Genomic DNA, 21,545 nt, shown 5'->3' on the forward strand with positions numbered 1-21,545 from the left:
CGGGCCCCCGCAGGCGACTCAGCGCACGCCGTGCGGGCGGAACTGGACGCTGATGCGGGGCCCGGCGGCCCGGGTGCTCTTGGGGACGCAGTGCTCCCAGGTGCGCTGACAGGAGCCGCCCATCACGATCAGGTCGCCGTGGCCGAGCGGACGGCGCACCGTGGGGCCGCCCCCGCCCGCCGGGCGCAGGAGCAGGTCACGGGGCGCGCCGACCGAGAGGATGGCGACCATCGTGTCCTGCCGGGCTCCCCGCCCGATCCGGTCACCGTGCCAGGCGACGCTGTCCCGGCCGTCGCGGTAGTGGCACAGCCCGGCGGTGGTGAACGGTTCGCCCAGCTCGGCGGCGTAGTGCGCGGACAGCGCGTCACGCGCCTCGGCGAGCAGCGGATGCGGCAGCGCGTCGCCCGCGCCGTAGAACGCGAGCAGCCGGGGCACGTCCACCACCTGGTCGTACATGGCGCGCCGCTCCGCACGCCAAGGGACCTCGGCGGCCAGCCGCTCGAAGAGCGCGTCGGCGCCGCTCAGCCAGCCGGGGAGCAGGTCGATCCAGGCCCCGGAGCCGAGGGGGGTGCGGCGCACTCCGGCGAGCGGGCCGAGCCGGACCTCGTCGGTCTGGTCGAAGAGCGAGCCCTGGAGGTGCGTGGTCATGCCACCAGCGTACCCCGTGCTCGAAAATGTGTTCTATAGCCGACCGGACCCCTTTCGATACACCGGTGTATCCGATACATTCGCGCATCCGAGCCGGGAGAAAGGGGCCGGACACGATGGCGAAGGCGACCACCGGGCGGGTGACCAGGCGGCGCGTGCGCACCCGCGCGAACCTCCTGGACGCCGCGTTCGCGGTGTTCGCCACCAAGGGCTTCGGGCGGGTGTCGATCGAGGAGGTCTGCGAGGCGGCCGGGTACAGCCGGGGTGCCTTCTACTCCAACTTCGACAGCCTCGACGAGCTCTTCTTCGCCCTCTACCGGCAGCGGGCCGGCCTGATCGCCGAGCAGGTGTCCGCCGCCCTCGCCTCCGACGGCCCCGATCTGGACGTGCCCGCCGCCGTGGAGCGCGTCACCGAGGTGCTGCTCCTCGACCGGGACTGGCTCCTGGTGAAGACGGACTTCCTGGTGCACGCCGCCCGCGACCCGGAGGTCGCCCGGACCCTGCTGGAGCACCGGGCCCGCCTCAGGCGGGCGATCGCCGACCGGCTGGCCCGGGCCCGCGGACACACCGCCCTGCCCGCCGTGCTCGGCGACGCCGAGGGGGCCGCGCACGCCGTGGTCGCCGCGTACGACGGAGTCACCACCCAACTGCTCCTGGACCGGGACGTCGAGCACGCCCGGGCCTGGCTGGGGCGGCTGCTCACCGCGCTGCTCGTCGAGGGCAGCACGAGTCACTGACACACACAGGAAGGGACGGTCGCCATGGATGCCGACGTCATCGTGGTCGGAGCGGGTCTGGCGGGCCTGGTCGCGGCCCACGAACTGACCAGCCGGGGCCGGAGGGTCGCCCTCGTCGACCAGGAGAACGCCGCCAACCTGGGCGGGCAGGCCTTCTGGTCCTTCGGCGGCCTCTTCCTCGTGGACTCGCCGGAGCAGCGTCGTCTCGGCGTGAAGGACTCCTTCGACCTGGCCTGGAACGACTGGCAGGGCAGCGCGGGCTTCGACCGGACCGAGGACGAGGACTCCTGGGCCGTGCGCTGGGCGCGGGCGTACGTCGAGTGGGCGGCGGGGGAGAAGCGGTCCTGGCTGGCCGGGCACGGCATCACCTTCCTGCCCACCGTCGGCTGGGCCGAGCGCGGCGACCTGAGGGCCGGCGGGCACGGCAACTCCGTGCCCCGCTTCCACATCGCCTGGGGCACCGGCACGGGCGTCGTCGAGCCGTTCGTGAAGTACGCCCGCCAAGCCGCCCGCGACGGGCTGCTCACCTTCCACCACCGCCACCGCGTCGACCGGCTGATCGTCGAGGACGGCACCGCGCGCGGCGTGCGCGGCACGGTCCTCGCCGAGGACACCTCGCCCCGGGGCGTCGCCTCCAGCCGCGAGGCGACCGGCGAGTTCGCACTCACCGCCCAGGCCGTGATCGTCACCTCCGGAGGCATCGGCGCCGACCACGACATCGTCCGCCGCCACTGGCCCGAGCGTCTCGGCACCCCGCCCGCCGAGATGGTCACCGGGGTCCCCGCCTACGTCGACGGCCGGATGCTCGACATCAGCGCGGAGGCGGGCGCCCGCCTGGTCAACCGCGACCGGATGTGGCACTACACCGAGGGCGTGCGCAACTGGGACCCCATCTGGCCCGGCCACGGCATCCGCATCCTGCCCGGGCCGTCCTCCCTGTGGTTCGACGCCCTCGGCCGCCGCCTGCCCGAGCCCTGCCTGCCCGGCTACGACACCCTCGGCACCCTGCGGCACCTGCGCACGGCCGACGGTCTCGCGGGGCACGACCACTCGTGGTTCATCCTCACCCGGAAGATCATCGAGAAGGAGTTCGCGCTCTCCGGCTCCGAGCAGAACCCCGACATCACCGCCAAGGACCGGGCCGGGTTCCTGCGCGAGCGCGTCCTGGGCAAGGGTGCCCCGGGCCCCGTGGACGCCTTCCTGCGCGAGGGCGCCGACTTCGTGACCGCGCCGAACCTGGAGCAACTGGTCGACGCGATGAACCGGTTGACCGACAAGCCGCTCCTGGACGCCGCCTCGATCCGGCGGCAGATAGAGGCCCGGGACCTCCAGATGGCCAACCCGTACGCCAAGGACGCCCAGGTCCAGGGCATCCGCAACGCCCGCCGCTACATCGGCGACCGCCTCGGGCGGGTGGCCGCCCCGCACCGCATCCTCGACCCGTCGGCGGGCCCGCTGATCGGCGTCAAGCTGCACATCCTCACCCGCAAGACCCTCGGCGGCATCCAGACGGACCTGGACTCCCGCGCCCTGGGCGCCGACGGCACCCCGGTGGGCGGCCTGTACGCGGCCGGTGAGGTGGCCGGGTTCGGCGGCGGCGGGGTGCACGGCTACAACGCGCTCGAGGGCACCTTCCTCGGCGGCTGCCTCTTCTCCGGGAGGGCGGCGGGCCGGGCCGCGGCACGGCAGACCGCCTGAGCGGCGGACGCGTCCCGCGGCGGCTCACGCCGCTCACGCCCCGTACGCCGCTCACGCCCCTCGCGCCTCGTCGAGAAGGCGGCGCAGCACGGATGCGTGGCTCCGCCCGGGGGACTTGGACGCGGTCAGCAGCGTCACGTCCCCCCGGCGGGCCAGCTCTCGCAGCTGGTCGAGGAGCTCGGCCGCCTCCGGGGCGGCCAACTCCGCCTCGTAGCGCGCGGCGAACTCCTCGTAGGGACCCTCGCCCGCGTGGTACCAGCGGCGCAGTTCGGTCGACGGGGTCAGGCCCTTGGGCCACGCGTCCACCTGGGAGGCGTCCTTCGCCACACCCCGCGGCCACAGCCGGTCCACCAGCACCCGTACGCCGTCGTCCGGCGCGGGCGGGTCGTAGACGCGGTGCACACGCACGGTCATGGCCGGTCCTTCCGGGGGTGGTTCTGCCGGGGTTCGGCGTCCGGCCGCCGGGGGCGACCGCGCCGCGCCCTGGTCAGGCGGACCGCCTGCGCACGGCCTCGCGCCGCTTGAGCGCACGGCGTTCCAGTTCACTGGTCCCGCCCCACACGCCGATGGTCTGCCCCGTGTCGAGGGCCCAGCGCAGACACTGCTCCTGCACGGGGCAGCCCCGGCAGACCGTCTTGGCCTGCTCGGTCTGCAACGCGGCCGGTCCGGTGGTGCCGATCGGGAAGAACAGGTCGGGGTCCTCCGCGCGGCACGCGGCGTGCTCTCGCCAGTTGTCCATCAAAGTCACCTGCGATCGGTATCGTTCGCGCTTTCGGGAATGGTCTGCTCCGTTGCGGGTGACCGTTCGCCACCGGTGTGAAACCGGCTGTGTGGTTTTCGCCCCGGGGCGCGCCTATGTCCGCAGGGCCCGCGCCGCCGCCGAGACCACCGCGTCGGCCACGGTGGCCAGCGCCGGGGAGTCGAGCTTCCACTGCTGCCAGTACAGCGGGATCTCCACCGCCAGATCCGGGGCGAAGTCGACGAGCCGGCCCGCGCGCAGCAGCGGTTCCGCCTGCGGTTCGGGCACCATGCCCCAGCCCAGGCCGGCGGCGACCGCCTCGACGAACCCTTCCGAGGTCGGTACGTAGTGCCGCGCGGGACCCGCGCCGCCGTGGCCGAGCCGGCGCGCGAAGCCGTCCTGGAAGTCGTCCCGCCGGTCGAAGACCACCACCGGTGCCGCCACGATCGACGGGCGCAGCGGCCCGGCCAAGTGCCGCGCCGCGAAGGCGGGTTCGGCGCAGGGGAGGTACCGCATCCGGCCCAGGTGCCGGACGGTGCAGCCCGGGACGGGATCGGGCGACGAGGTCACCGCGGCCATCACCACGCCCTCCCGCAGCAGGGTCGCCGTGTGGTCCTCGTCCTCGCGGCGCAGCTCGAAACAGAGCCGCGGGTCCCGGGGCATCCGCGTGAGCGCGCCCAGGAACCAGGTGGCGAGCGAGTCCGCGTTGACCGCCACCGAGACCCGCGTCGGCTCCCCGGCCCCGCTGAGCCCCAGCTCGGCGTACGCGTCCCGCTCGAGCCTGGCCACCTGACGGGCCAGCCGTACCAGCACGGTGCCGGAGTCCGTCGGACGCACCGGCTTGGTGCGCAGCAGCAGCACCCGGCCGGTGCGCTGCTCCAGCGCCTTCACCCGCTGACTGACCGCCGACGGTGTCACGTGCAGGGCCGCGGCCGCCGCGTCGAAGGTGCCCTCGTCCACCACCGCCAGCAGGGTGCGCACCTGATCGATGGGAAGGTCCGCGAACGCCGCCGGACCCGTCGTCGCCGCTGCCTCCGGTGTCATCATGTCGCCTAATGTTACGTAAGAATCTTTAGCTGTACCTCCTGTGATCGCTCGCTTAGCGTCGGGAACATGACCAACGCCCTCACCGCCGCGGCCGCCGGCTTCGGCACCGGCCTCTCGCTCATCGTCGCCATCGGAGCCCAGAACGCCTTCGTCCTGCGCCAGGGGATCCGCCGCGACGCGGTCCTCGCGGTGGTCGGCATCTGCGCGCTGTCCGACGCCCTGCTGATCACTCTCGGGGTCGGCGGGGTCGGCGCGGTCGTGGTGGCCTGGCCCGGCGCGCTGACCGCGATCGGCTGGGTCGGGGGCGCGTTCCTGCTCTGCTACGGCGCCCTGGCCGCCCGGCGGGTGTTCCGGCCGGCCGGCACGCTGCGGGCGGACGGCGAGGTCGCGGGCTCGCGCCGCCGGGCCGTCCTCACCTGCCTGGCGCTCACCTGGCTCAACCCGCACGTCTACCTCGACACGGTCTTCCTGCTGGGCTCGGTCGCCGCCGACCAGGGACCGCTGCGCTGGACCTTCGGCGTGGGGGCCGCGGTCGCCAGCCTGTGCTGGTTCGCCGCGCTCGGCTTCGGCGCGCGCTACCTCGGCCGCTTCCTGGCCCGGCCCGTGGCCTGGCGGGTGCTGGACGGACTGGTCGCCGCGACCATGATCGTCCTCGGGATCACGCTCATCACCGGGGCATGAGGGGGGACGCGAACCGGCCACGCGGACGCAGGGTGTCCGGGCGGGACTGGGATAGTGGGCGCGCAACCGAAAGATGTAATGAGCACGTAGGAAGCGCGTGGACACGAGCGAGAGCAGCGGGAGCGGGACCGAAGCAGGGGCGAAGGGCCCCGATCCGCGGCAGGGGGGCCGGCGGCGCGGATGGCGCCGCTGGGCCATGGACACCCGCCCGCTGCGCCGCCCGGCCTACCGCAGGCTGTGGTCCTCCACCATCGTCACGGCGGTCGGCAGCCAGCTCACCGCCGTGGCCGTGCCCAAGCAGATCTACGACATCACCGGCTCCTCGGCCTGGGTCGGCGCCGCGAGCCTCGCCGGCCTGCTGCCGCTGATCGTGTTCGCGCTGTGGGGCGGGGCGGTCGCCGACACCATGGACCGCCGCAAGCTGCTGCTGATCACCAACGTCGGCATCGCCGTGACCTCGCTGCTCTTCTGGGTGCAGGCCGTCACCGGCATGGAGTCGGTCGCCGCCCTGATGCTGCTGCTCGCGCTCCAGCAGGCCTTCTGGGGCCTGAACGCCCCGGCGCGCAACGCCTCCATCGCCCGGCTCGTCCCCGACGACGAACTCGCCGCCGCGAACGCCCTCGGCTCGACCGTCATGCAGACCGGACAGGTGGTCGGCCCGCTGCTGGCCGGCGTCCTGATCCCGGTCGTCGGACTGGCCGAGCTGTACCTGATCGACGCACTGGCCCTGTGCGTCACCGTCTGGGCGGTCCACCGGCTCCCGGCGCTGCCGCCGCTGTCGGGAGCCGCGGTCCGGCGCGCGGGCGTGCGCGAGGTCGTGGCCGGTTTCCGCTACATCGCCCGCCACAAGGTGCTGCTGCTGTCCTTCCTGGCCGACATCGTCGCCATGGTCCTCGGCATGCCCCGCGCCCTGTTCCCGCAGCTCGCCGCCGAGGGCTACGCCGGCCACGGCGAAGGGCTGGCCCTCGGGCTGCTGTTCGCGGCGATACCCGTCGGCGCGGTGGCCGGCGGGGTGTTCTCCGGCACGTTCTCCCGGGCGCGCCGCCACGGGTGGATGGTGATCGGTGCGGTGGTGGTCTGGGGCGCCGCGATCGCCGGCTTCGGGCTGAGCTCCAGCCTGTGGCTCGCGGTGGCCTTCCTCGTCGTGGCGGGCGTCGCGGACATGGTGTCCATGGTGTTCCGCGGCGCGATCCTGCTGTCCGCCGTGACCGACGAGATGCGCGGGCGGATGCAGGGCGTCTTCACCGTCGTCGTGGCGGGCGGCCCCCGCCTGGCCGACGTCCTGCACGGCGGGGCGGGCTCCGCCTTCGGTGCCCGGGAGGCGGTGGCCGGTGGCGGGCTGCTCGTCGTGGTGGTGATGCTGGCCCTGGCGGCCGCCGTCCCGGCGCTGCGGCGCTACCGGGTCTAGCCGCCCCCGCGGCGGGGACGGCTCACAGGGACCCGCGTCCGTGCAGGGCGTAGTGCTCCATCAGCCGGCCCCTGGTGGTCTCCAGCCGGTGCGCGAGGATCTCGGCGACGGAGCGCACCAGCACGATGCCGAGCTGCGGGTCCTCCTCGCACAGGGCGAGTACCGAGGCCGCGTCGAACTCGTAGGCGCGCACCGGGCTGAAGGCCTCGGCGCCGAAGTCCCACTCGTAGGGCGGGAAGAGCCAGGACCAGCCGAGCAGGTCACCCGCGCCGAGGCTGGCGACCGTGACCTGCTGGAGGGACGTGACCTGCTGGGTCAGGGAGACCGCGCCGGAGCGGACGACCCAGAACCGGTCGGCCCGGCCGCCCGCCTCGAAGATCCGGGTGTCCTCGGGGAAGGAGACCTCCCGGGCGAGTGCCGTAAGCCGTCCGCGCTGGGGCTGGGGGAGGGCGGTCAGCAGTTTGATCGCTTTGGTCATGGCACGGGGCTCCTCGCCGGCGATTCGGTTCCGGGGCTTTCCCTATGCCCATTTCAGTCGCTGTCGGCGCCCTGAGCACCTCGGCGGACGGCGGATCCCGGACGGATTTCGTGCCGGAACCGGGGGCGGGGGAGTGAGGGCATGAAAAAGCCCTGGCTGGACGGGGGAAGCCAGCCAGGGCCGTAAGCGGTGACGTACGAAGGACACTCGGTCGACTCCGTCGCCACGTATGGATGAACGCTAAACCATCTTCGGCGGTTCCGGGAAACCGGAACCCGGCCACGTGACCTGTTTCACGTGCCGCCCCCGGCCAACACGCCGCCCCGGGACCACGTGCCGCCCCTCGGCCGCGCCGGGTGGGCCCGGCCTCAGCCGCCGTTCTCCGCGACGACGCGCACCGTCTCCAGCGCGGGATCGCCTGGGTCCGGGAGGAACATCCCCGCCTCCAGGCCGCTGCGCAGATACCGCAGGACCGGCTCGGCCAGCCGCTCGCCGGGCAGGACGGCCGGGATACCGGGCGGGTACGGCGTGATCATCTCCGCCGCGACGCGTCCGGCGGCCCGGTCGAGCGGCACGTCCTCGGCGGGTCCGAAGAACGCGTCCCGCGGCAGCATCACCTGCGGCATCCGCAGCTCGGTCGGCGACGGCACCTCCACGCGAGGGGCGGGAGCGAGATCCGGGGCGGCGTTCGCGAGGTCCTTGAGCGCGGCCAGCAGTTCCCCCGCGGTCTGGCGGTCGTCCCCATGCGTGATCTGCGCGCCGACGCGGCGGTGGTCCGTCAGGTGCGCGACGACACCCCGGTGCTCGCGCAACCAGTCCGCCGCCTGGTAACCCGAGACGCCCAGCCCGTCGAGGTCGATGACGACGGGCAGCGGATCGAAGTCGTGGGCCATCCCGGGCGCGCAGAAGTCGTCCCGGTCGTTGACGTGCATGCCGTCGATCTCCTCGACCGCCGAACGCACCTCCGCCGCCAGCTTCAGCGCCTCGCCCATCAGCTCCTCACCGTGCAGCACCATCTGCCGGCGCCAGCCGTCCAGCCCGGCGAAGATCAACGTCGAGGGGCTGGTGGTGTTCAGCAGATCCGCCCGCATGCCCAGCACCTCCGGCGTGACCAGGTCGCCGCGGAGATGGAACACGGAACCCTGCTCCAGGCCGCTGCCCATCTTGTGGATGCTGGTCACGCAGATGTCGGCCCCCGCGTCCATCGCCCAGGAGGGCAGGTCGGGGTGGAAGGGCAGATGCGCGCCCCAGGCCTCGTCCACGATCAGCGGCGTCGAACGCCGGTGGCAGACCTCGGCGACGGCCCTCAGGTCGGCGCCGGCGCCGTAGGGGGTCGGGCTGGTGATCAGCGCGCCCTTGGCGTCGGGGTGGGCGGCGAAGGCCTTCTCGAACTCCTCGGCGGACGGCGGATGGGCCAGGTGCCGCTCGGCGTCCCAGCGCGGTTCCACCCACACCGGCTCGATGCCGGACAGGATCAGCCCCGAGACGACGGCCTTGTGCGCGTCCCGGCCGACGAGCAGCTTCTCGTGCGGCCCCGCGACCGCCAGCATCGCCGCCTTCACCGAGAGGGAACTCCCACACGTCGTGAAGAACGTGTGGTCCGCGTGCACGGCGTCGGCCATCAGATCCTGGGCGCGCTGCAGCACCCGCCCCCGGGTGAGCCGGTCGTCCAGTCCGCCGATCGCCAGGACGTCACCGTAGAAGACGGCGTCGCCCAGCACCTCGCGCACCGCGGGGTCGGCCCCCCGCGCCTGCTTGTGCCCCGGCGGCGTGAACGACAGCCGTCCGTCGCGGCGGTAGTCGACGAGGGCTTCGAGGACGGGTGCTCGGGTGTGGTCGGCTGTCATGCCGGTCCGGTTTCCCGGCGCCCACCCGGTCAATCAGCCCCGTGGCCCGTCACGCTGTGCTCCTGCCCGGCGTCAGCACCTCGTCCAGCACCCGCAGGACGGCCTCGTAGGCCAGCGACCGCACCGCGGCCTCCCGGGAGCCCTCCGGATCGGTCGTCCGCAGCTCGTCCCTCCGCCCCCGCCAGGTCCGCTCCTGCTCCAGCGCGCAGGCCCGCGCACGGTGCATCCGGCGCAGCAGTTCATCCGCGTCCACAACATCCGTCATGCCTTCCGTTTACCCCCGCGCGGCGCCGGGATGGCTGTTGCGCCGTACGGAGGCGGGAAGGTTTGGCACCACCGGCAGAGGTGAGCCGAAAGTAACGGGGCCGCACGGCGCGCCCATCGCGCGGAGCCGGCCCGACCCGGTACGTCTCACCCCCGAGGGAGCTGACGGATGTGTGACAGCCACACCACCGAAACCGTCGTCGACCCGTCCGACGCCGACCGGCACCGGCGGTTCCGGCCGTGCAAACCCGCCGAGGCGCGCAGGACCGTCGAACGCGTCGTCACCGCCCGCGGCGCCGCCGACGGCCGGGCCGTGTGCGACGCCGCCGCCCTGTCGGACGCCGTGCTCGTCGCCTCGGAACTGACCACCAACGCGATCCTGCACGGCGGCGGCATCACCGACTTCCAGGTCGACCTCGTCGGCCCCGGCGTGCGCCTGTCGGTGAGCGACCGCAGCCACGATCTGCCGGTGGCGGTGCCGCGCACCGACCCCCAGGGCCGGCGCCGCGTCGGCGGCCGGGGCTGGCCGATCGTCTGCCGGCTCGCCTCCGACGTGCGCGTGGCAGACCTTCCCGCGGGAGGCAAGTGCATCACGGTGGTCGTTCCGCTGTCCTGAGTACTTTTCGAAAAGCGGAGTTTGTTCCCCCGGGGTGGGGGCAGTCGCAAGTTCGTGCTTCGGACCGGAGGCGCAGCAGCGGGAGCGGTATGGCTGCGTGGGCCCTCCGGGTGAGGTCACCCGGACAGCACCGTTCCCGCGGAATGTTCCCCTGAGACCACCGTTCAGGAGCGATCCGCATGCTCATCGAAACACCCACCGTCCCCGGAACCCCCGCCGAGTCCGCCCCCACGTCCGCCACCACCGCCCGTCGCCGGCACGACGACGCCCCCGACACCATGGCCCTCTTCGGACGGCTGGCGGGTCTGGAGGACGGGCCGGAACGCGACGCGGTGCGCGACGAGCTCGTCACCGCCTGGCTGCCCATGGCCCACCGGATCGCGGGCCGCTTCAGGGACCGCGGCGAGTCCATCGAAGACCTGCGCCAGGTCGCGGCGCTCGGCCTGGTGAAGGCCATCGACCGCTTCGACCCGGAGCGCGGGGCCTTCGAGAGCTATGCCGTGCCCACCATCACCGGTGAGGTCAAGCGTCACTTCCGCGACCGGATGTGGGCCCTGCGGGTGCCCCGCCGGGTCCAGGAACTGCGCAACAAGGTGCGGGTGGCCCGGCGTGAGCTGACCCAGAACCCGGGCAGCCCCGAACCCTCGGTGGCCGCCCTCGCCGCGCACACCGGACTGACCGAGGACGAGGTCAGCGCGGGGATGGAGGCGCTGGAGAGCTTCAGCACCCTGTCGCTGGACGCGGAACTCTCGGCCGGCGACGACGGCTACAGCCTCGCGGACACCCTCGGTGCCGCGGACGGCTCGTACGACACCGTGATCGACCGCGAGTCCGCCAAGGAAGGGCTGCGCAGGCTGCCCGAGCGCGAGCGGGCCATCCTCTACATGCGCTTCTTCGAAGACATGACACAGAGCCGTATAGCCGATCGTCTCGGCATCTCGCAGATGCACGTCTCGCGGCTCATCAGCCGCAGCTGCGCCCGAGTGCGCGACGAGGCACTGGGACAGCGCCCGGGCCACCGGGGCACCGGCCGCACGACGCGCGGCTGACGCGCCGAGGACCCGATGACCGCAGGAGGAACGAGACGGATGCTGACGCCCCACCCTGCCGTGCTGCGCAGACTCGTCGAGGCGTACGAGGCCTCGGCGGCGTGCGAGCCCGCCGACGACGCGGGCGGACCGGGCCCCCGGACCCGGGACCTGGCCTACACGCTGTGCGTGTCGACCGGCACGCGGGACGTGCGGCACGCCCTGGAGGCCGCACGGCGCCAGCTCGGGGCCGCTCCGGCCGGGGCGTCCGTGTCCGCCGAACCCGCCCTGGCGGCGGATTGACGGATTGACCCGGAGGACGGGTCGGGGAAGGTGTGGTGACCCGGCTGCCCGCACACCGCTCGTCGGTGTGCGGGCAGCCGGGGTGTGTGCCCGGTACGACGGGGCATGCGGAATCTCGGGAGGGGATGCTTCACATGAACGCGAATGTTCTGGCACGTTCCGGCCGCGGCAGGGCCCGTAGGGCGGCCAACGGATCGACCGCCGAGGGAGCCGCGCGAGCGGGACTCACCGCACGCGGCGTCATCTACCTGCTGGTCGGCATCCTGGCCCTGCAGATCGCCTTCGGCACCGGAGACCACGAGGCGGACCGGGGCGGTGCCCTGGCCGAGCTGTCGGACAAGCCCTTCGGCGCGGTCCTGCTGTGGGCGCTCGGCGCCGGACTGGTCGGCATGGCGCTCTGGCGGCTGTCGGAGGCGCTCTTCGGCGTCACGGGCAAGGACGGCCACACCGCGAAGAAGCGGCTCCCGGCCGCCGCCCGCTGCGTCTTCTACTCGTTCGTCGCCTACTCGGTCCTCGCCTTCGCGGCCGGCTCCGGCGGCGGCGGCTCCAGTGACCAGCAGTCCCGGGACGTCACCTCCAGGGTGATGGAGATGCCCGCCGGGCAGTGGATCGTGGGCCTGGTCGGCGCCGGGATCGTCGTCGCCGGTGTCGTGATCGCCGTGCAGGCGCTGCGCCGCAGCTACCACAAGAAGCTGAAGCTGGGCGAGCTGAGCCCCCGGGCCCGGCGGCTGGTCGACGTCACCGGCGTCGGGGGAGGAACGGCCCGCGGCGTCGTCTTCGCGGCCGCCGGAGCCTTCGCCGTGCGAGCCGCCGTCGACTACGAACCCGACCGGGCCAAGGGCCTGGACGACACCCTGCGCTCCTTCGCCGGCACCCCGCTCGGACCCTGGCTGCTGGTGTGCGTCGCCGCGGGTCTGGTGCTGTTCGGGGTGTTCTCCTTCGCCCTCGCGCGCTGGCGCAGGGTCTGAGCCGCGCGGCACGGGGAACACGGGTCGAATGAACGAACACGAGATTCCTCCGCCGGACGGACGTCCCGTGGACGTCTACCTCGACCTCCTGCGCGTGCGCATGGAGACCGACGACTACCAGCTGCTGCTCAGCGTGGTGGAACCCGTCCTCCAGGCGATCGACGAGCAGCAGATGCCCACCATCGACTTCTCCCTGGACGGGGACAACGCCGAGGCGCTGCCCCAGGAGATCAGGGACGAGGCCGCGCTGGTCATCGCCACCGCGGTCACCGGGCGGCTGGACAACGAGGTCGTCGAGATCAGCACCGACGAGACCGGCCCGGTGCGGGTCGTCACCGACGCCGCCACCGCCTCCGACCCCGCACGCCTGGAGGAGATAGCCGACTACCTCAAGGAACGCCACGTGCAGAACGAGGAACTGCGCGGCATCGCCGAGGCCAGCGGTCTGCCCAGCGACTTCTGACCCTCACCCCTGCGGTGTCCTGACGGGGACACCCAGCGGCCGGGCAAGACCCACCACCGCTTCGTCCAGGCGCTCCAGGTGCCGCAGTACCCGGCCGGTGATCCGGCCGTACCGCGGCACCCCGGCGGCGTCCGGTTCCAGCAGTGACGCGATGCTCGGCCCGGTCTCCACCTCGGTCCGCACGCCCTCGTCGGCGACCCGCGCGGCGATCGCCTCGATGTTGCGCACCGTGCGCCGCACGGCCCCGCGCAGCCGGGGGTCGGCCGCGATCGAGGGGTGCGTCGGCAGCAGCTCGGCGGTCGCCGCCAGCGACCGCGCGTGATACGCGCAGGTCTCCAGCAGGGCCACCACGTACTGGGCCGTGTCCCGCCGGGCCCGCAACGGCGTGATCGGGTGCGTGAGCGGCTGGGTGGCGGCCCGCAGATCGCCCAGGGCCTGGTCCAGCTCCCGTGCCGTGTCCAGCAGATCGGCCGCCGGCCCGCCACTGAGCTGGTCCACGGCGCCCTCGGTGACGTCCGTGAGCCGCTCCAGGACCGTCTCCAGCAGCTCGTTCGTCCGGCGGTCGGTGCGTATCGGCAGCACCAGCGCCGCCGCGACGATCCCGCAGGCCGCCCCGAGCGCCGTCTCCTCGATGCGCAGCAGCAGCACCGACAGGCTGTAGGTGTGCAGCAGGGTGTAGAGCAGCCCCAGCATCGCGGTGACGAAGAACGACATCAGCGTGTAGGAGAGCGGCGCCGTGTAGAACATCGCGAAGATCAGCAGCAGTACCAGGCCGAACGCGATCCAGGTGTGGTTGCCGACCAGGCCGGCCAGCACGATGCCCGCCACGACCCCCAGGACGGTGCCCAGCAGGCGCCGGTAGCCCTTGACCAGGATCTCGCCCGTGGACGCGGTGTTGATGAAGACGATCCAGCAGGTCAGGACCGCCCAGTACCAGCGCTGCGAGGACAGCAGCTCCCCGCCGACGATGGCGAGCGAGGACCCCACCGCCACCTGTACCGCGGCGCGGGTGGTGGGCCGCCGCAGTCCGGTGGGTTCCTCCTTGGGAGCGGCCTCCTCACCGGCTTCGATGGCCGCGTCCTCGGCGTCCAGTTCCTCCCGGGAGCGGGTCGTCGCCGGGGTGTCGTCCGACTCGTCCTGCGGCCCGTCCAGGGCGATCCGCAGGCCCATGACCGCCCGCGCGGTCTCACCGATGCCGCGGAACACGTCCTGCACCGCAGGGGTCGCCTCGGGCAGGTTCTCCTCGTCGCGGTAGCCGAGGAGGCGGTTGCGCAGATGGGACAGCGCGGTGCCGCGTGCCTCGGCGGGCGGCCGCAGCACCAGCGTGCGCAGCGCCCCGAGATCGCGGCGCAGGATCTCCGTGGCCTCACCGGGCGCCGGCGAGCGACCCACCGCGGGCGCCGGCGCGCCGGGCAGGTGCAGGGTCAGGGTGTCCGCCCGCTCGGCGCTGCGCGCGGTCAGCAGCAGCAGGCCGAGGCGCTCGGAGGCGATCTCGGCGTCCGCGACGCGCCGCTGCACCAGCCGCGCCGTGGACTCGTCGGGGGTGCCCTCCGCCAGCCGGGACTGGATCATCAGGGCCGTCTCGTGCAGGCGCGCGGTGCCGTCCCGCAGGCGCTCCAGCGTCTTCTCGATCTCGTCCGGCCCCGCGTCCAGCAACTCGGCCTGAGTGGCGATCAGCTGGGCCAGCCGGGCCCGGAACGCCTGCCGCAAGCGCTGCAGGATGCCCGCGGGCGTCGCCGGCACCACCGCGAACCGCACCACCGCGCTGCACGCGAACGCCACCGTGATGGCCCCCAGCAGCTCGGGCAGCACCGACACCTGAGCGCCGACGAACAGCGAGAGGAAGTAGACCTGGAAACCGATCAGCCCGAGGGCCGTGCCCCGGTCGCCGAACCTGCGCACGAAGACGGCGCAGAAGATCAGGACGACGAAGAAGGCGTCGCCGATGACGACCCGCGAGGCGAGCAGTGAACTGATCGACACCGAGGCCAGGGCCACGGGCAGCCCCAGCGCCAGCGTGACGGCCTGCGGGCCGGGCTCCTTCTCCCGGATGGCGAAGGTGGCGACCATCGCCGCGATGGCCCCCGCCACCAGGTGGGTGACGTCCGCGCCGAACACGGCGAGCACGGCGAGGGTGAGCGCGATGGCGCCCACCGTCCGCAGCCCCGCCGTCAGCCGCAACAGCCCGGGGTCGGACGCGGCGAGGCGGTCCCGCAGCCGTGTCCGCACCGAGCGCCCCGCTGCCTTCACGCCGCCGTACACCTACCCGTTCCACGACCGAACCCGGCCGGTTCGCGCCTAGATCCACTTCTCAGCATGCCATGCCGCGAGCCGACCCGGGCCGCGGGGTCACTCCGCCCGGACCGCCCCGGCGACGCGCTCCCGCACCTGTTCCGGTGTCAGGTACGCGTCGGTGTACTCGAAGTCCTTCAGCTTGGCCGGCTTGCGGGCCTGGAAGCCGGTGCGGACGAAGTCGTCGCCGGCCAGCGCGTTGAGCGCCCAGTTCGTCGCCACCCGGGCCTTGGCCACGCCGGTGCGCAGCGCCGACCAGTGGTAGCCGCGGGCCACGGCCTGGGCGGGCAGCCCCTTCAACTCGACGCCGAGCGGCTTGGAGACCGCGTCCGTGCCGCCGAGGTCGACGACCAGACCCAGGTCCTTGTGGACGTAGGGCCGCATCGGCTGGTTGCGCAGCATGGCGATGAGGTTCTCGGCCACGTGCCGGCCCTGCCGCATGGCGTGCTGGGCGGTGGGCGGGCAGACCGAGCCCTCCTGGCCCTTGGCGAGGTCGGGCACCGCCGCCGAGTCGCCCAGCGCGAACACCCCGTCGTGGTTCGGCAGGCACATCTCCGCGGTGACCGCGAGCCGCCCCTTCACCGTCTCCGCGCCCAGCGTGGCGATGAGCGGGCTCGCCACCACCCCGGCGGTCCAGATCAGCGTGCGGGTGGGCACGACCCGGCCGTCCGTGAAGGTGACCTCCTCGGGCCCGGCCTTCTCGATGGAGACGCCGAGGGAGATCTCGATGCCGCGCCGCGTGAGGATCCGCTGCGCGTCCCGCCCGAGCTTCTCGCCCAGCTCGGGCATCAGCTTCGGCGCGATGTCGATCAGATGCCACTTGATCAGGCTCGGGTCGAGCCGGTGGTAGCGCTTGACCGCCGCGTGCGTCAGCCGCTGCAGACAGGCCGCGGTCTCGGTGCCGGCGTATCCGCCGCCGACGACCACGAACTGCAGCCGGGAGGCGCGCTCCACCGGGTCCTGGCTGGCGTCGGCGAGGTCGAGCTGCGAGATGACGTGGTCGCGGACGTACGCGGCCTCCGCCAGGGTCTTCATGCCGAAGGCGTTGTCGGTGAGCCCCGGGATGTCGAACGTGCGGGTGATGCTGCCGGGGGCCAGCACGATGTAGTCGTACGGCTCGTTGACGATCTGGTCGGTGATGGTGCGCACCACGCAGACCTTCGCCTTCAGGTCCACCCCGATGGCACCGCCCGGGATGATCCGGGTCCGGTACTTGCTGCTGCGGCGCAGGGAGAGCGCGATCGACTGGGGGGTGAGCACCCCGGAGGCGACCTGGGGCAGCAAGGGCAGATAGAGCTGGTAGGAGAACGGCGCCACCAGGGTGACGTCGGCCTCGTTCGGGGCGAGCCTGCGCTCCAGACGACGGACGCACTCGACGCCGGCAAAACCTGCGCCGACCACCAGGATCCTGGGTCGTGTCACGGTGTTCATCCCTTTCTGCGGCTCCAGGCGGTCTGCCGCGAACGCCATTCGCCTGCCCCTGGATCGCTGCTTCGCACCTCGTCGATCCCACCGCGCCCACGCCGATCCGGCCAGCCGGACGCGGCAGGCAGGCGACACGCCTCGGTCACCACCGATGCCGCGCCCGGCCCCGGAGCGCACCGGGCGGAAGCGGCGGAGCCCGGACCGGCCCGCGGGGGGGGGAGGAGGAGGAGGGACGCGTCCGGCTCAGCCGGAGCCGCGGAGGTGGCAGAGCAACAGGCACACGTCGTCGTCGCGTTGCGAGTCGCTGAGCAGGGGACGCAGAAGGCCGTCCGCCGAGCCGTCGAGGTCCGCCTCCAACTGGGCCGTGCCGAACCCGCCGAGCGCCTCGGAGAGCCGCGCGATGCCCGGGTCTATGCCCAGCGCGCGCCGCTCCACCAGACCGTCCGTGTACAGCGCGAGCGTCGAGCCCGGAGGCAGCGGGACGGTGTGGTCGGCGATCTCCTGCCGCAGCGGGATGCCGAGCATCGCGCCCGGTTTGGCGTCCAGGGTTCGGACCCGCCCGTCCGGGGTACGCAGCACCGGCGGCGGATGTCCGGCGGCCGCCCACGTCATCGTGGGGTCGTCGGGGTGGAAACGCGCGATGACGGCCGTGGCGAACAGGTCGGGCTGGAGGTGGTGCAGGAACGTGTGCAGCCGGGTCAGCAGCCGGCCGGGGCTGCCGCCGTCGACGGCGTAGGCACGCAGCGCGGTACGCAGCTGGCTCATCATCACGGCGGCCCGCAGCCCGTGCCCGGTCACGTCGCCGACCACGGCGATGGTGCCCCCGTCGGGCTGGCGGAAGGCGTCGTACCAGTCACCCCCGATGTTCAGCCCGTGCGTGGCGGGCAGGTAGCGCGCGGCCAGGGCCAGTCCCGGCGGGGAGGGCAGCTCCGTGAGCAGGGCCCGCTGCAGCGTCTCGGCGATGTCCCGGTTGTGCTGGTAGCGCTGGGCGTGGTCGATGGCGATGCTCGCCCGCCGGGTCAGCTCGATCAGCATCACGGCGTCGTCGGGGTCCCAGCGCTCCCCGGGCGGGGACAGGGTCACCACGCCCAGGGGAGCCTGCCGCGTCGGCAGCGGGATGGACAGCAGAGGCCGCTCCGGCTCCAGCGCCGAGGGCGGCTGGTGCTCGACCCCGGGCAGACCGCCCGGGTCCACGGCGGCGTACTGCGGCCGGCCCGTGCGGGCCGCGACCACGGCGACGGCCGGATGCGCCGGGCCCGGCCGTTCGCCCTCCTGCTCGAACAGCCAGACGTCGACGCTCGCGGCGTACTCGGGCACCAGCAGCTCCGGCAGCCGGCGCACGATCTCGTGGTGGTCCAGCGAGGCCGTGAGCACCGCGCTCGCGTTCGCCAGGAAGGTCAGTCTGCGGCGGGCGTTCTCCGCCTCCGTACGGGCCTTGCGTTCGGCGGCGAACGCCTCCCGCTGGGCCCGCCCGGCGGCGTCCAGCTCGGCGTGCAGGGCCACGACGCCCTGGTTGGTCTGCTGCAGCTCCTCCCGGTGGAAGTCCACCAGGTGCTCCTGCTCGCTCAGCCTCTCCAGCACCAGCGCCGTGTCCTCGTCCGTGCCCAGCAGCGCCTCCGCCAGCACGGCCGGGTCGTCCACCGCGGCCTCGGCCTCGGCGGCGGGCACGCTCTCTGGGCAGGGCACCGTGACCCGCCACGGGGGCTGGCCGGCGGCAGCGGTGTCGCGGGCCGGCGCCACCACCGCGTGCAGCACCCGCCCGGCGGCCTCCGGCGTGACGCGGGAGGCCGCCCCCGTCTCCAGCGTGAGCCGCCAGACGCCGCCCTTGGCCAGGCACAGCCGCAGCTGCGCGCCGAGCGAGGACACCAGACGGGCGCGCTCCAGGGGAGGCACGCCGTAGGCCGTGGCCAGGCGCGCGGCGGCGATGCGCGCCCGCGCGGCCTCGGTGACGTCGGTGATCTGCCAGGTACGGGTCATGTGCGGTCCGGCGGGGTCGGGGCCAGTACGGCGACGGCGGTGTCGTCCCGCACCGGGCGGGCCGAGCTGCTGGCGTCCCGGACGATCACGGCGGCCGTCACCGCCGGGTCGGTCGCCGTGCGGCAGGTGTCGTAGGTGGGTGTCCAGCGGCTCGGCAGACCGTCGCTGTGCAGGACCAGGACGCGGTCGTCCGCCCAGGCCGTCTCCTCCTCGCGGAGGGTCGTGGGCCGGTGGGTGCCGACGATGCCGGGCTGCGACACGAGGTGCCGCCAGGCGCCGCCCTCGCACAGCCGCGCCCCGATGTTGCCGACCCCGGCGAACCTGAGCACCGCGGCTCGGGTGTCGACCTGGGCCACCGCCACGGCCGCGCCGCGGGTGCCCCTCAGCGCCTGGTCGAGCCGCCGCAGCGCCTCGGCGGGCCCGAGGTGGGCCGCACCGCGCAGCGCCTCCACGGCCGCGGTCGAGGCGCGGGCCGCCTCGGGGCCGTGCCCCAGGCCGTCGGCCAGCATGAGCGTGACCCGGTCCGCGTCCCGGACCCAGCCCCAGGCGTCGCCGGAGTACTCCGCGCCGCCGAACGGCACGTTCACGGCACCGGCCCGCACCCGGGACGCCGGGTCCGGCCCGGTGGCGGGACGGTCGGGCACGGCACCGATCCGGGCGACGACCACCGTGCCCCGGCCCGGGACGCTGTGCAGGTCGAAGTCGTCGGCGAGGCGTGCGCAGGTGCCGAGACCGGCACCGAGCGAGCCCGTCGTGGTGAAGCCGTCGCTCAGCGCGGCGGACACGTCGGCCATGCCCGGCCCGTGGTCGACGGTGGCGACCTGCACCAGCCTCGTGTGCTCACCGCCGGTCACCAGGACCGGCGGGGCGACGACGTCGATGAAAACCTGGCCGCCCCCGGCGTGCTTCAGCAGGTTGGTGGCCAGCTCGGTCGCCACCAGCGCGGCGGTGGCGGCCCGCTGCTCGTCCAGCCCGGCCAGGGCCGCCGCGTGCTCGGCGGCCACCCGGGCGTCGCGCACCCGCGTCGAGTCGTGCACGGGTACGTCCCACACGCGTGGCATCAGCTCTCCCCACGGGGGCGAGGAGGCCGACCCACCCAGGAGGTCACCCGCACGGTGGTCCCCGCCCCTGGGCCGCTCTCGATCGTGAAGTCGTGCACGAGGCGCCGGGCGCCGCCCAGGCCCATGCCCAGCCCGCCGCCCGAGGTGAAACCGTCGCTGAGCGCCTGCTCCAGGTCCTCGATGCCCGGTCCCTCGTCGCGGAAGGTCAGCCGCAGCCCCGGGACACCTCCCTCGGTGAGGGGCTCCGTCTCCATCGTCCCGCCGCCCCCGTACACCAGTGTGTTGCGGGCCAGTTCGCTGGCCGCCGTGACCAGTTTCGTCTGGTCCACCAGACCGAAGCCGATCTGGGCGGCCGTCTGCCGCACGTGTTGGCGGACCCACACCAGATCCATGTCCGACTGGATCGGCAGGCGGGCCTGGGCGCCCGCGGCAGTGTGCATCACGGACTCTCCTGGCGCAGCCCGCCGTAGCGGGACGACGGGGCGTGCTGCGTGAGCAGCTCCATGGCCACCTCGGTGCTGAGCGCGGTGTGCACCCCCGGCAACGTCAGACCCAGCTCCACCAGGGTGATGGCGACCGCCGGACGCATGCCGACGACCACGGTGCGGGCGGCCAGCAACTCGGTCTGCCCGGCGATCTCGGCCAGCACCCGGCCGAGGAAGGAGTCGACGATCTCCACGCCGGAGATGTCGATGATCACCCCCGTCGCGCCGCTGCGGGAGATGGTCTCGGCGAGGTCCTGCTGGAGCTGCTGCGCCGTGCTGTCGTGCAGGTCTCCCTGCAGGGTGACCAGGAGCACCTCACCGAGTCGGAGGACCGGAACATGGCCCGTCACGGGACCCCCGTAGGGGCCCGGGAATGCCTCGCTCACCGGGTGACCGGCCCGTTCACCACGGGGTTGACGATGCCGACCCCGAGCTGGTGCAGGACGTACCCGAGGGCATCGGCGAGGCTCGCCCGGGTGACCACGGTGCCCAGGTCCAGACCGAGGTGGACCATGGTCTGGGCGATGGCGGGCCGGATACCGGAGACGATGCACTCGGCACCCATGAGCCTGGCCGCCGCCACCGTCTTCATCAGGTGCTGGGCGACCAGCGAGTCGACGGTGGGCACGCCCGTGATGTCCAGGATCGCGTAGCGCGCCTGCTGCTCCACGATGGACTCCAGCAGGGTCTCCATGACGACCTGGCTGCGGGCACTGTCCAGCGTCCCGATCAGCGGCACGGCCACGATGCCGTCCCACAGCTTGATGACGGGAGTGGCCACCTCCAGCAGCTGCAGCCGCTGGCGGTCGATGAGGGCCTGCCCCTCGCTGAGCGCCGTCTGCATGACCACGACCCGAAGGGTGCCCATCAGCACGCTCAGCGTGGTGACACAGGCCCGGGCCTCCTCGGGCGAGGCGTCCGGCAGGTCGGCCAGCAGCAGGTTCTCGACCGGCGGGCGCAGGGCGGCCAGCTCGCTGGACACCTGAGCGGTGCTCAGGCCGGCGCGGGAACGGGCCGCGCCCATCCTCGCCAACTGCTCGCGCACGGTCGTGAACCCCGCGGCGTCCGGGTCCTCCACCCGCTGCGCGTCCGCGACTTGGGCCAGCCCGTCCACCACCGCCTTGCCCGCCTCGACCGCCTCGTCACGGGAGACGGTGAACACGGCCCGGAACAGGGCTTCGTCCGCCCACCGCTGGGCGATCTGTTCACGGCGGCGCCGCAGGAAGTCCCTGACCTCGTGGGTCGGTGATCCCGCTGTTCCCTCGGCCTGTTCCGGCACCTGTTCCACTCCTCATCCGCGTTGCGCCGCACCGAACCCGCAGGCAGCGTGACGGCGATGTGATCCTGCCGGGCGACCACTGTAACCACCCGCCGACCTCG

The 21,545-nt window shown here is 73.5% G+C and carries 23 protein-coding genes; 9 read left to right on the forward strand and 14 right to left on the reverse strand.

From position 1 onward, the window contains the following. Positions 1–18 precede the first annotated feature (18 nt). Positions 19–648, reverse strand: coding sequence for an alpha-ketoglutarate-dependent dioxygenase AlkB (locus tag ACZ6EG_RS32500; RefSeq protein ID WP_469610039.1), 630 nt, complete (start codon positions 646–648; stop codon positions 19–21). A 116-nt stretch (positions 649–764) separates the two neighbouring features. Between ACZ6EG_RS32500 and ACZ6EG_RS32505 the strand changes: the two genes are divergently transcribed. Next, on the forward strand, positions 765–1,385 hold the full coding sequence (locus ACZ6EG_RS32505; protein ID WP_469610042.1) for a TetR/AcrR family transcriptional regulator: 621 nt from the start codon (positions 765–767) through the stop codon (positions 1,383–1,385). A gap of 24 nt (positions 1,386–1,409) precedes the next feature. Further along, entirely contained in the window at positions 1,410–3,083 is a 1,674-nt protein-coding gene (locus tag ACZ6EG_RS32510; protein WP_391972615.1) for an FAD-binding dehydrogenase, read from the forward strand. 51 nt (positions 3,084–3,134) lie between these two features. Here ACZ6EG_RS32510 and ACZ6EG_RS32515 read toward each other — a convergent pair whose 3' ends face one another. The 3 genes from ACZ6EG_RS32515 to ACZ6EG_RS32525 all read right to left on the reverse strand — a co-directional run bounded on the left by ACZ6EG_RS32515 (position 3,135) and on the right by ACZ6EG_RS32525 (position 4,869). Then, positions 3,135–3,497 (reverse strand): DUF488 domain-containing protein, encoded by a 363-nt coding sequence (locus ACZ6EG_RS32515; RefSeq protein WP_391972614.1) that lies wholly within the window; start codon positions 3,495–3,497, stop codon positions 3,135–3,137. A 73-nt stretch (positions 3,498–3,570) separates the two neighbouring features. After that, positions 3,571–3,822, reverse strand: coding sequence for a WhiB family transcriptional regulator (locus tag ACZ6EG_RS32520; protein WP_053126994.1), 252 nt, complete (start codon positions 3,820–3,822; stop codon positions 3,571–3,573). A 114-nt stretch (positions 3,823–3,936) separates the two neighbouring features. Then, positions 3,937–4,869, reverse strand: coding sequence for a LysR family transcriptional regulator ArgP (locus ACZ6EG_RS32525; RefSeq protein ID WP_469610046.1), 933 nt, complete (start codon positions 4,867–4,869; stop codon positions 3,937–3,939). Positions 4,870–4,935: 66 nt separating this feature from the next. On the opposite strand from ACZ6EG_RS32525, the gene ACZ6EG_RS32530 reads away from it, so the two are divergent. Both ACZ6EG_RS32530 and ACZ6EG_RS32535 read left to right on the forward strand, forming a co-directional pair. After that, positions 4,936–5,550 carry a LysE/ArgO family amino acid transporter gene (locus ACZ6EG_RS32530; RefSeq protein WP_469610050.1) on the forward strand — a complete coding sequence of 205 codons (615 nt, stop codon included), beginning with the start codon at positions 4,936–4,938 and terminating at the stop codon, positions 5,548–5,550. Between the two features lie 97 nt (positions 5,551–5,647). Continuing rightward, complete coding sequence (locus tag ACZ6EG_RS32535) at positions 5,648–6,958, forward strand: MFS transporter (protein WP_391972611.1); 1,311 nt, start codon at positions 5,648–5,650, stop codon at positions 6,956–6,958. Between the two features lie 22 nt (positions 6,959–6,980). On the opposite strand, the gene ACZ6EG_RS32540 is transcribed toward ACZ6EG_RS32535, so the two are convergent. The 3 genes from ACZ6EG_RS32540 to ACZ6EG_RS32550 form a co-directional block, all read right to left on the reverse strand. Then, positions 6,981–7,436, reverse strand: a complete 456-nt coding sequence (locus ACZ6EG_RS32540; protein WP_356610777.1) for a cyclic nucleotide-binding domain-containing protein — start codon at positions 7,434–7,436, stop codon at positions 6,981–6,983. Between the two features lie 368 nt (positions 7,437–7,804). Next, positions 7,805–9,283, reverse strand: coding sequence for an aminotransferase class I/II-fold pyridoxal phosphate-dependent enzyme (locus tag ACZ6EG_RS32545; RefSeq protein ID WP_469610054.1), 1,479 nt, complete (start codon positions 9,281–9,283; stop codon positions 7,805–7,807). Positions 9,284–9,332: 49 nt separating this feature from the next. Continuing rightward, the gene (locus tag ACZ6EG_RS32550; RefSeq protein ID WP_391972610.1) at positions 9,333–9,548 is read right to left on the reverse strand and encodes a hypothetical protein; all 216 of its coding nucleotides are present in this window, start codon (positions 9,546–9,548) and stop codon (positions 9,333–9,335) included. Between the two features lie 168 nt (positions 9,549–9,716). On the opposite strand from ACZ6EG_RS32550, the gene ACZ6EG_RS32555 reads away from it, so the two are divergent. The 5 genes from ACZ6EG_RS32555 to ACZ6EG_RS32575 all read left to right on the forward strand — a co-directional run bounded on the left by ACZ6EG_RS32555 (position 9,717) and on the right by ACZ6EG_RS32575 (position 12,925). Continuing rightward, a complete protein-coding gene (locus tag ACZ6EG_RS32555; RefSeq protein ID WP_391972609.1) occupies positions 9,717–10,163 on the forward strand; it encodes an ATP-binding protein in 447 nt (148 codons plus the stop codon). Positions 10,164–10,342: 179 nt separating this feature from the next. Then, entirely contained in the window at positions 10,343–11,212 is an 870-nt protein-coding gene (locus ACZ6EG_RS32560; RefSeq protein WP_391972608.1) for a SigB/SigF/SigG family RNA polymerase sigma factor, read from the forward strand. A 39-nt stretch (positions 11,213–11,251) separates the two neighbouring features. After that, positions 11,252–11,494, forward strand: a complete 243-nt coding sequence (locus ACZ6EG_RS32565; protein ID WP_391972607.1) for a DUF5133 domain-containing protein — start codon at positions 11,252–11,254, stop codon at positions 11,492–11,494. A 134-nt stretch (positions 11,495–11,628) separates the two neighbouring features. Next, positions 11,629–12,462, forward strand: coding sequence for a DUF1206 domain-containing protein (locus ACZ6EG_RS32570; RefSeq protein ID WP_391972606.1), 834 nt, complete (start codon positions 11,629–11,631; stop codon positions 12,460–12,462). 28 nt (positions 12,463–12,490) lie between these two features. After that, on the forward strand, positions 12,491–12,925 hold the full coding sequence (locus ACZ6EG_RS32575) for a hypothetical protein (RefSeq protein ID WP_356610784.1): 435 nt from the start codon (positions 12,491–12,493) through the stop codon (positions 12,923–12,925). 3 nt (positions 12,926–12,928) lie between these two features. Here ACZ6EG_RS32575 and ACZ6EG_RS32580 read toward each other — a convergent pair whose 3' ends face one another. From ACZ6EG_RS32580 to ACZ6EG_RS32610, 7 genes are all read right to left on the reverse strand, one after another. After that, positions 12,929–15,175 carry an FUSC family protein gene (locus ACZ6EG_RS32580; protein ID WP_391972605.1) on the reverse strand — a complete coding sequence of 749 codons (2,247 nt, stop codon included), beginning with the start codon at positions 15,173–15,175 and terminating at the stop codon, positions 12,929–12,931. Between the two features lie 99 nt (positions 15,176–15,274). Continuing rightward, the gene (locus ACZ6EG_RS32585; protein WP_391972604.1) at positions 15,275–16,648 is read right to left on the reverse strand and encodes an NAD(P)/FAD-dependent oxidoreductase; all 1,374 of its coding nucleotides are present in this window, start codon (positions 16,646–16,648) and stop codon (positions 15,275–15,277) included. 237 nt (positions 16,649–16,885) lie between these two features. After that, on the reverse strand, positions 16,886–18,619 hold the full coding sequence (locus tag ACZ6EG_RS32590; RefSeq protein WP_391972603.1) for a PP2C family protein-serine/threonine phosphatase: 1,734 nt from the start codon (positions 18,617–18,619) through the stop codon (positions 16,886–16,888). Beyond that, the gene (locus tag ACZ6EG_RS32595; protein ID WP_391972602.1) at positions 18,616–19,680 is read right to left on the reverse strand and encodes an ATP-binding SpoIIE family protein phosphatase; all 1,065 of its coding nucleotides are present in this window, start codon (positions 19,678–19,680) and stop codon (positions 18,616–18,618) included. Before ACZ6EG_RS32595 ends, ACZ6EG_RS32590 begins: the two co-directional genes overlap by 4 nt. Then, positions 19,680–20,120 carry an anti-sigma regulatory factor gene (locus tag ACZ6EG_RS32600; protein WP_391972681.1) on the reverse strand — a complete coding sequence of 147 codons (441 nt, stop codon included), beginning with the start codon at positions 20,118–20,120 and terminating at the stop codon, positions 19,680–19,682. Before ACZ6EG_RS32600 ends, ACZ6EG_RS32595 begins: the two co-directional genes overlap by 1 nt. Next, on the reverse strand, positions 20,120–20,551 hold the full coding sequence (locus ACZ6EG_RS32605; RefSeq protein WP_391972601.1) for an STAS domain-containing protein: 432 nt from the start codon (positions 20,549–20,551) through the stop codon (positions 20,120–20,122). The genes ACZ6EG_RS32600 and ACZ6EG_RS32605 overlap by 1 nt, the downstream gene beginning before the upstream one ends. Next, positions 20,548–21,444: an STAS domain-containing protein gene (locus ACZ6EG_RS32610; RefSeq protein ID WP_391972600.1), complete on the reverse strand. Its 897-nt coding sequence runs from the start codon at positions 21,442–21,444 to the stop codon at positions 20,548–20,550. Before ACZ6EG_RS32610 ends, ACZ6EG_RS32605 begins: the two co-directional genes overlap by 4 nt. Positions 21,445–21,545: the final 101 nt, after the last annotated feature.

It is taken from the genome of Streptomyces sp. NPDC041968, assembly GCF_055589025.1.

Bases quoted from the DNA above. Each gene is read 5' to 3' on its own strand.
- ACZ6EG_RS32600 (WP_391972681.1), bottom strand. From the start codon at position 20,120: ATGCACACTGCCGCGGGCGCCCAGGCCCGCCTGCCGATCCAGTCGGAC.
- ACZ6EG_RS32530 (WP_469610050.1), top strand. From the start codon at position 4,936: ATGACCAACGCCCTCACCGCCGCGGCCGCCGGCTTCGGCACCGGCCTC.
- ACZ6EG_RS32525 (WP_469610046.1), bottom strand. From the start codon at position 4,869: ATGATGACACCGGAGGCAGCGGCGACGACGGGTCCGGCGGCGTTCGCG.
- ACZ6EG_RS32595 (WP_391972602.1), bottom strand. From the start codon at position 19,680: ATGCCACGCGTGTGGGACGTACCCGTGCACGACTCGACGCGGGTGCGC.
- ACZ6EG_RS32555 (WP_391972609.1), top strand. From the start codon at position 9,717: ATGTGTGACAGCCACACCACCGAAACCGTCGTCGACCCGTCCGACGCC.
- ACZ6EG_RS32500 (WP_469610039.1), bottom strand. From the start codon at position 648: ATGACCACGCACCTCCAGGGCTCGCTCTTCGACCAGACCGACGAGGTC.
- ACZ6EG_RS32570 (WP_391972606.1), top strand. From the start codon at position 11,629: ATGAACGCGAATGTTCTGGCACGTTCCGGCCGCGGCAGGGCCCGTAGG.
- ACZ6EG_RS32505 (WP_469610042.1), top strand. From the start codon at position 765: ATGGCGAAGGCGACCACCGGGCGGGTGACCAGGCGGCGCGTGCGCACC.
- ACZ6EG_RS32510 (WP_391972615.1), top strand. From the start codon at position 1,410: ATGGATGCCGACGTCATCGTGGTCGGAGCGGGTCTGGCGGGCCTGGTC.
- ACZ6EG_RS32585 (WP_391972604.1), bottom strand. From the start codon at position 16,648: ATGAACACCGTGACACGACCCAGGATCCTGGTGGTCGGCGCAGGTTTT.
- ACZ6EG_RS32565 (WP_391972607.1), top strand. From the start codon at position 11,252: ATGCTGACGCCCCACCCTGCCGTGCTGCGCAGACTCGTCGAGGCGTAC.
- ACZ6EG_RS32550 (WP_391972610.1), bottom strand. From the start codon at position 9,548: ATGACGGATGTTGTGGACGCGGATGAACTGCTGCGCCGGATGCACCGT.
- ACZ6EG_RS32520 (WP_053126994.1), bottom strand. From the start codon at position 3,822: ATGGACAACTGGCGAGAGCACGCCGCGTGCCGCGCGGAGGACCCCGAC.
- ACZ6EG_RS32575 (WP_356610784.1), top strand. From the start codon at position 12,491: ATGAACGAACACGAGATTCCTCCGCCGGACGGACGTCCCGTGGACGTC.
- ACZ6EG_RS32560 (WP_391972608.1), top strand. From the start codon at position 10,343: ATGCTCATCGAAACACCCACCGTCCCCGGAACCCCCGCCGAGTCCGCC.
- ACZ6EG_RS32540 (WP_356610777.1), bottom strand. From the start codon at position 7,436: ATGACCAAAGCGATCAAACTGCTGACCGCCCTCCCCCAGCCCCAGCGC.
- ACZ6EG_RS32590 (WP_391972603.1), bottom strand. From the start codon at position 18,619: ATGACCCGTACCTGGCAGATCACCGACGTCACCGAGGCCGCGCGGGCG.
- ACZ6EG_RS32515 (WP_391972614.1), bottom strand. From the start codon at position 3,497: ATGACCGTGCGTGTGCACCGCGTCTACGACCCGCCCGCGCCGGACGAC.
- ACZ6EG_RS32545 (WP_469610054.1), bottom strand. From the start codon at position 9,283: ATGACAGCCGACCACACCCGAGCACCCGTCCTCGAAGCCCTCGTCGAC.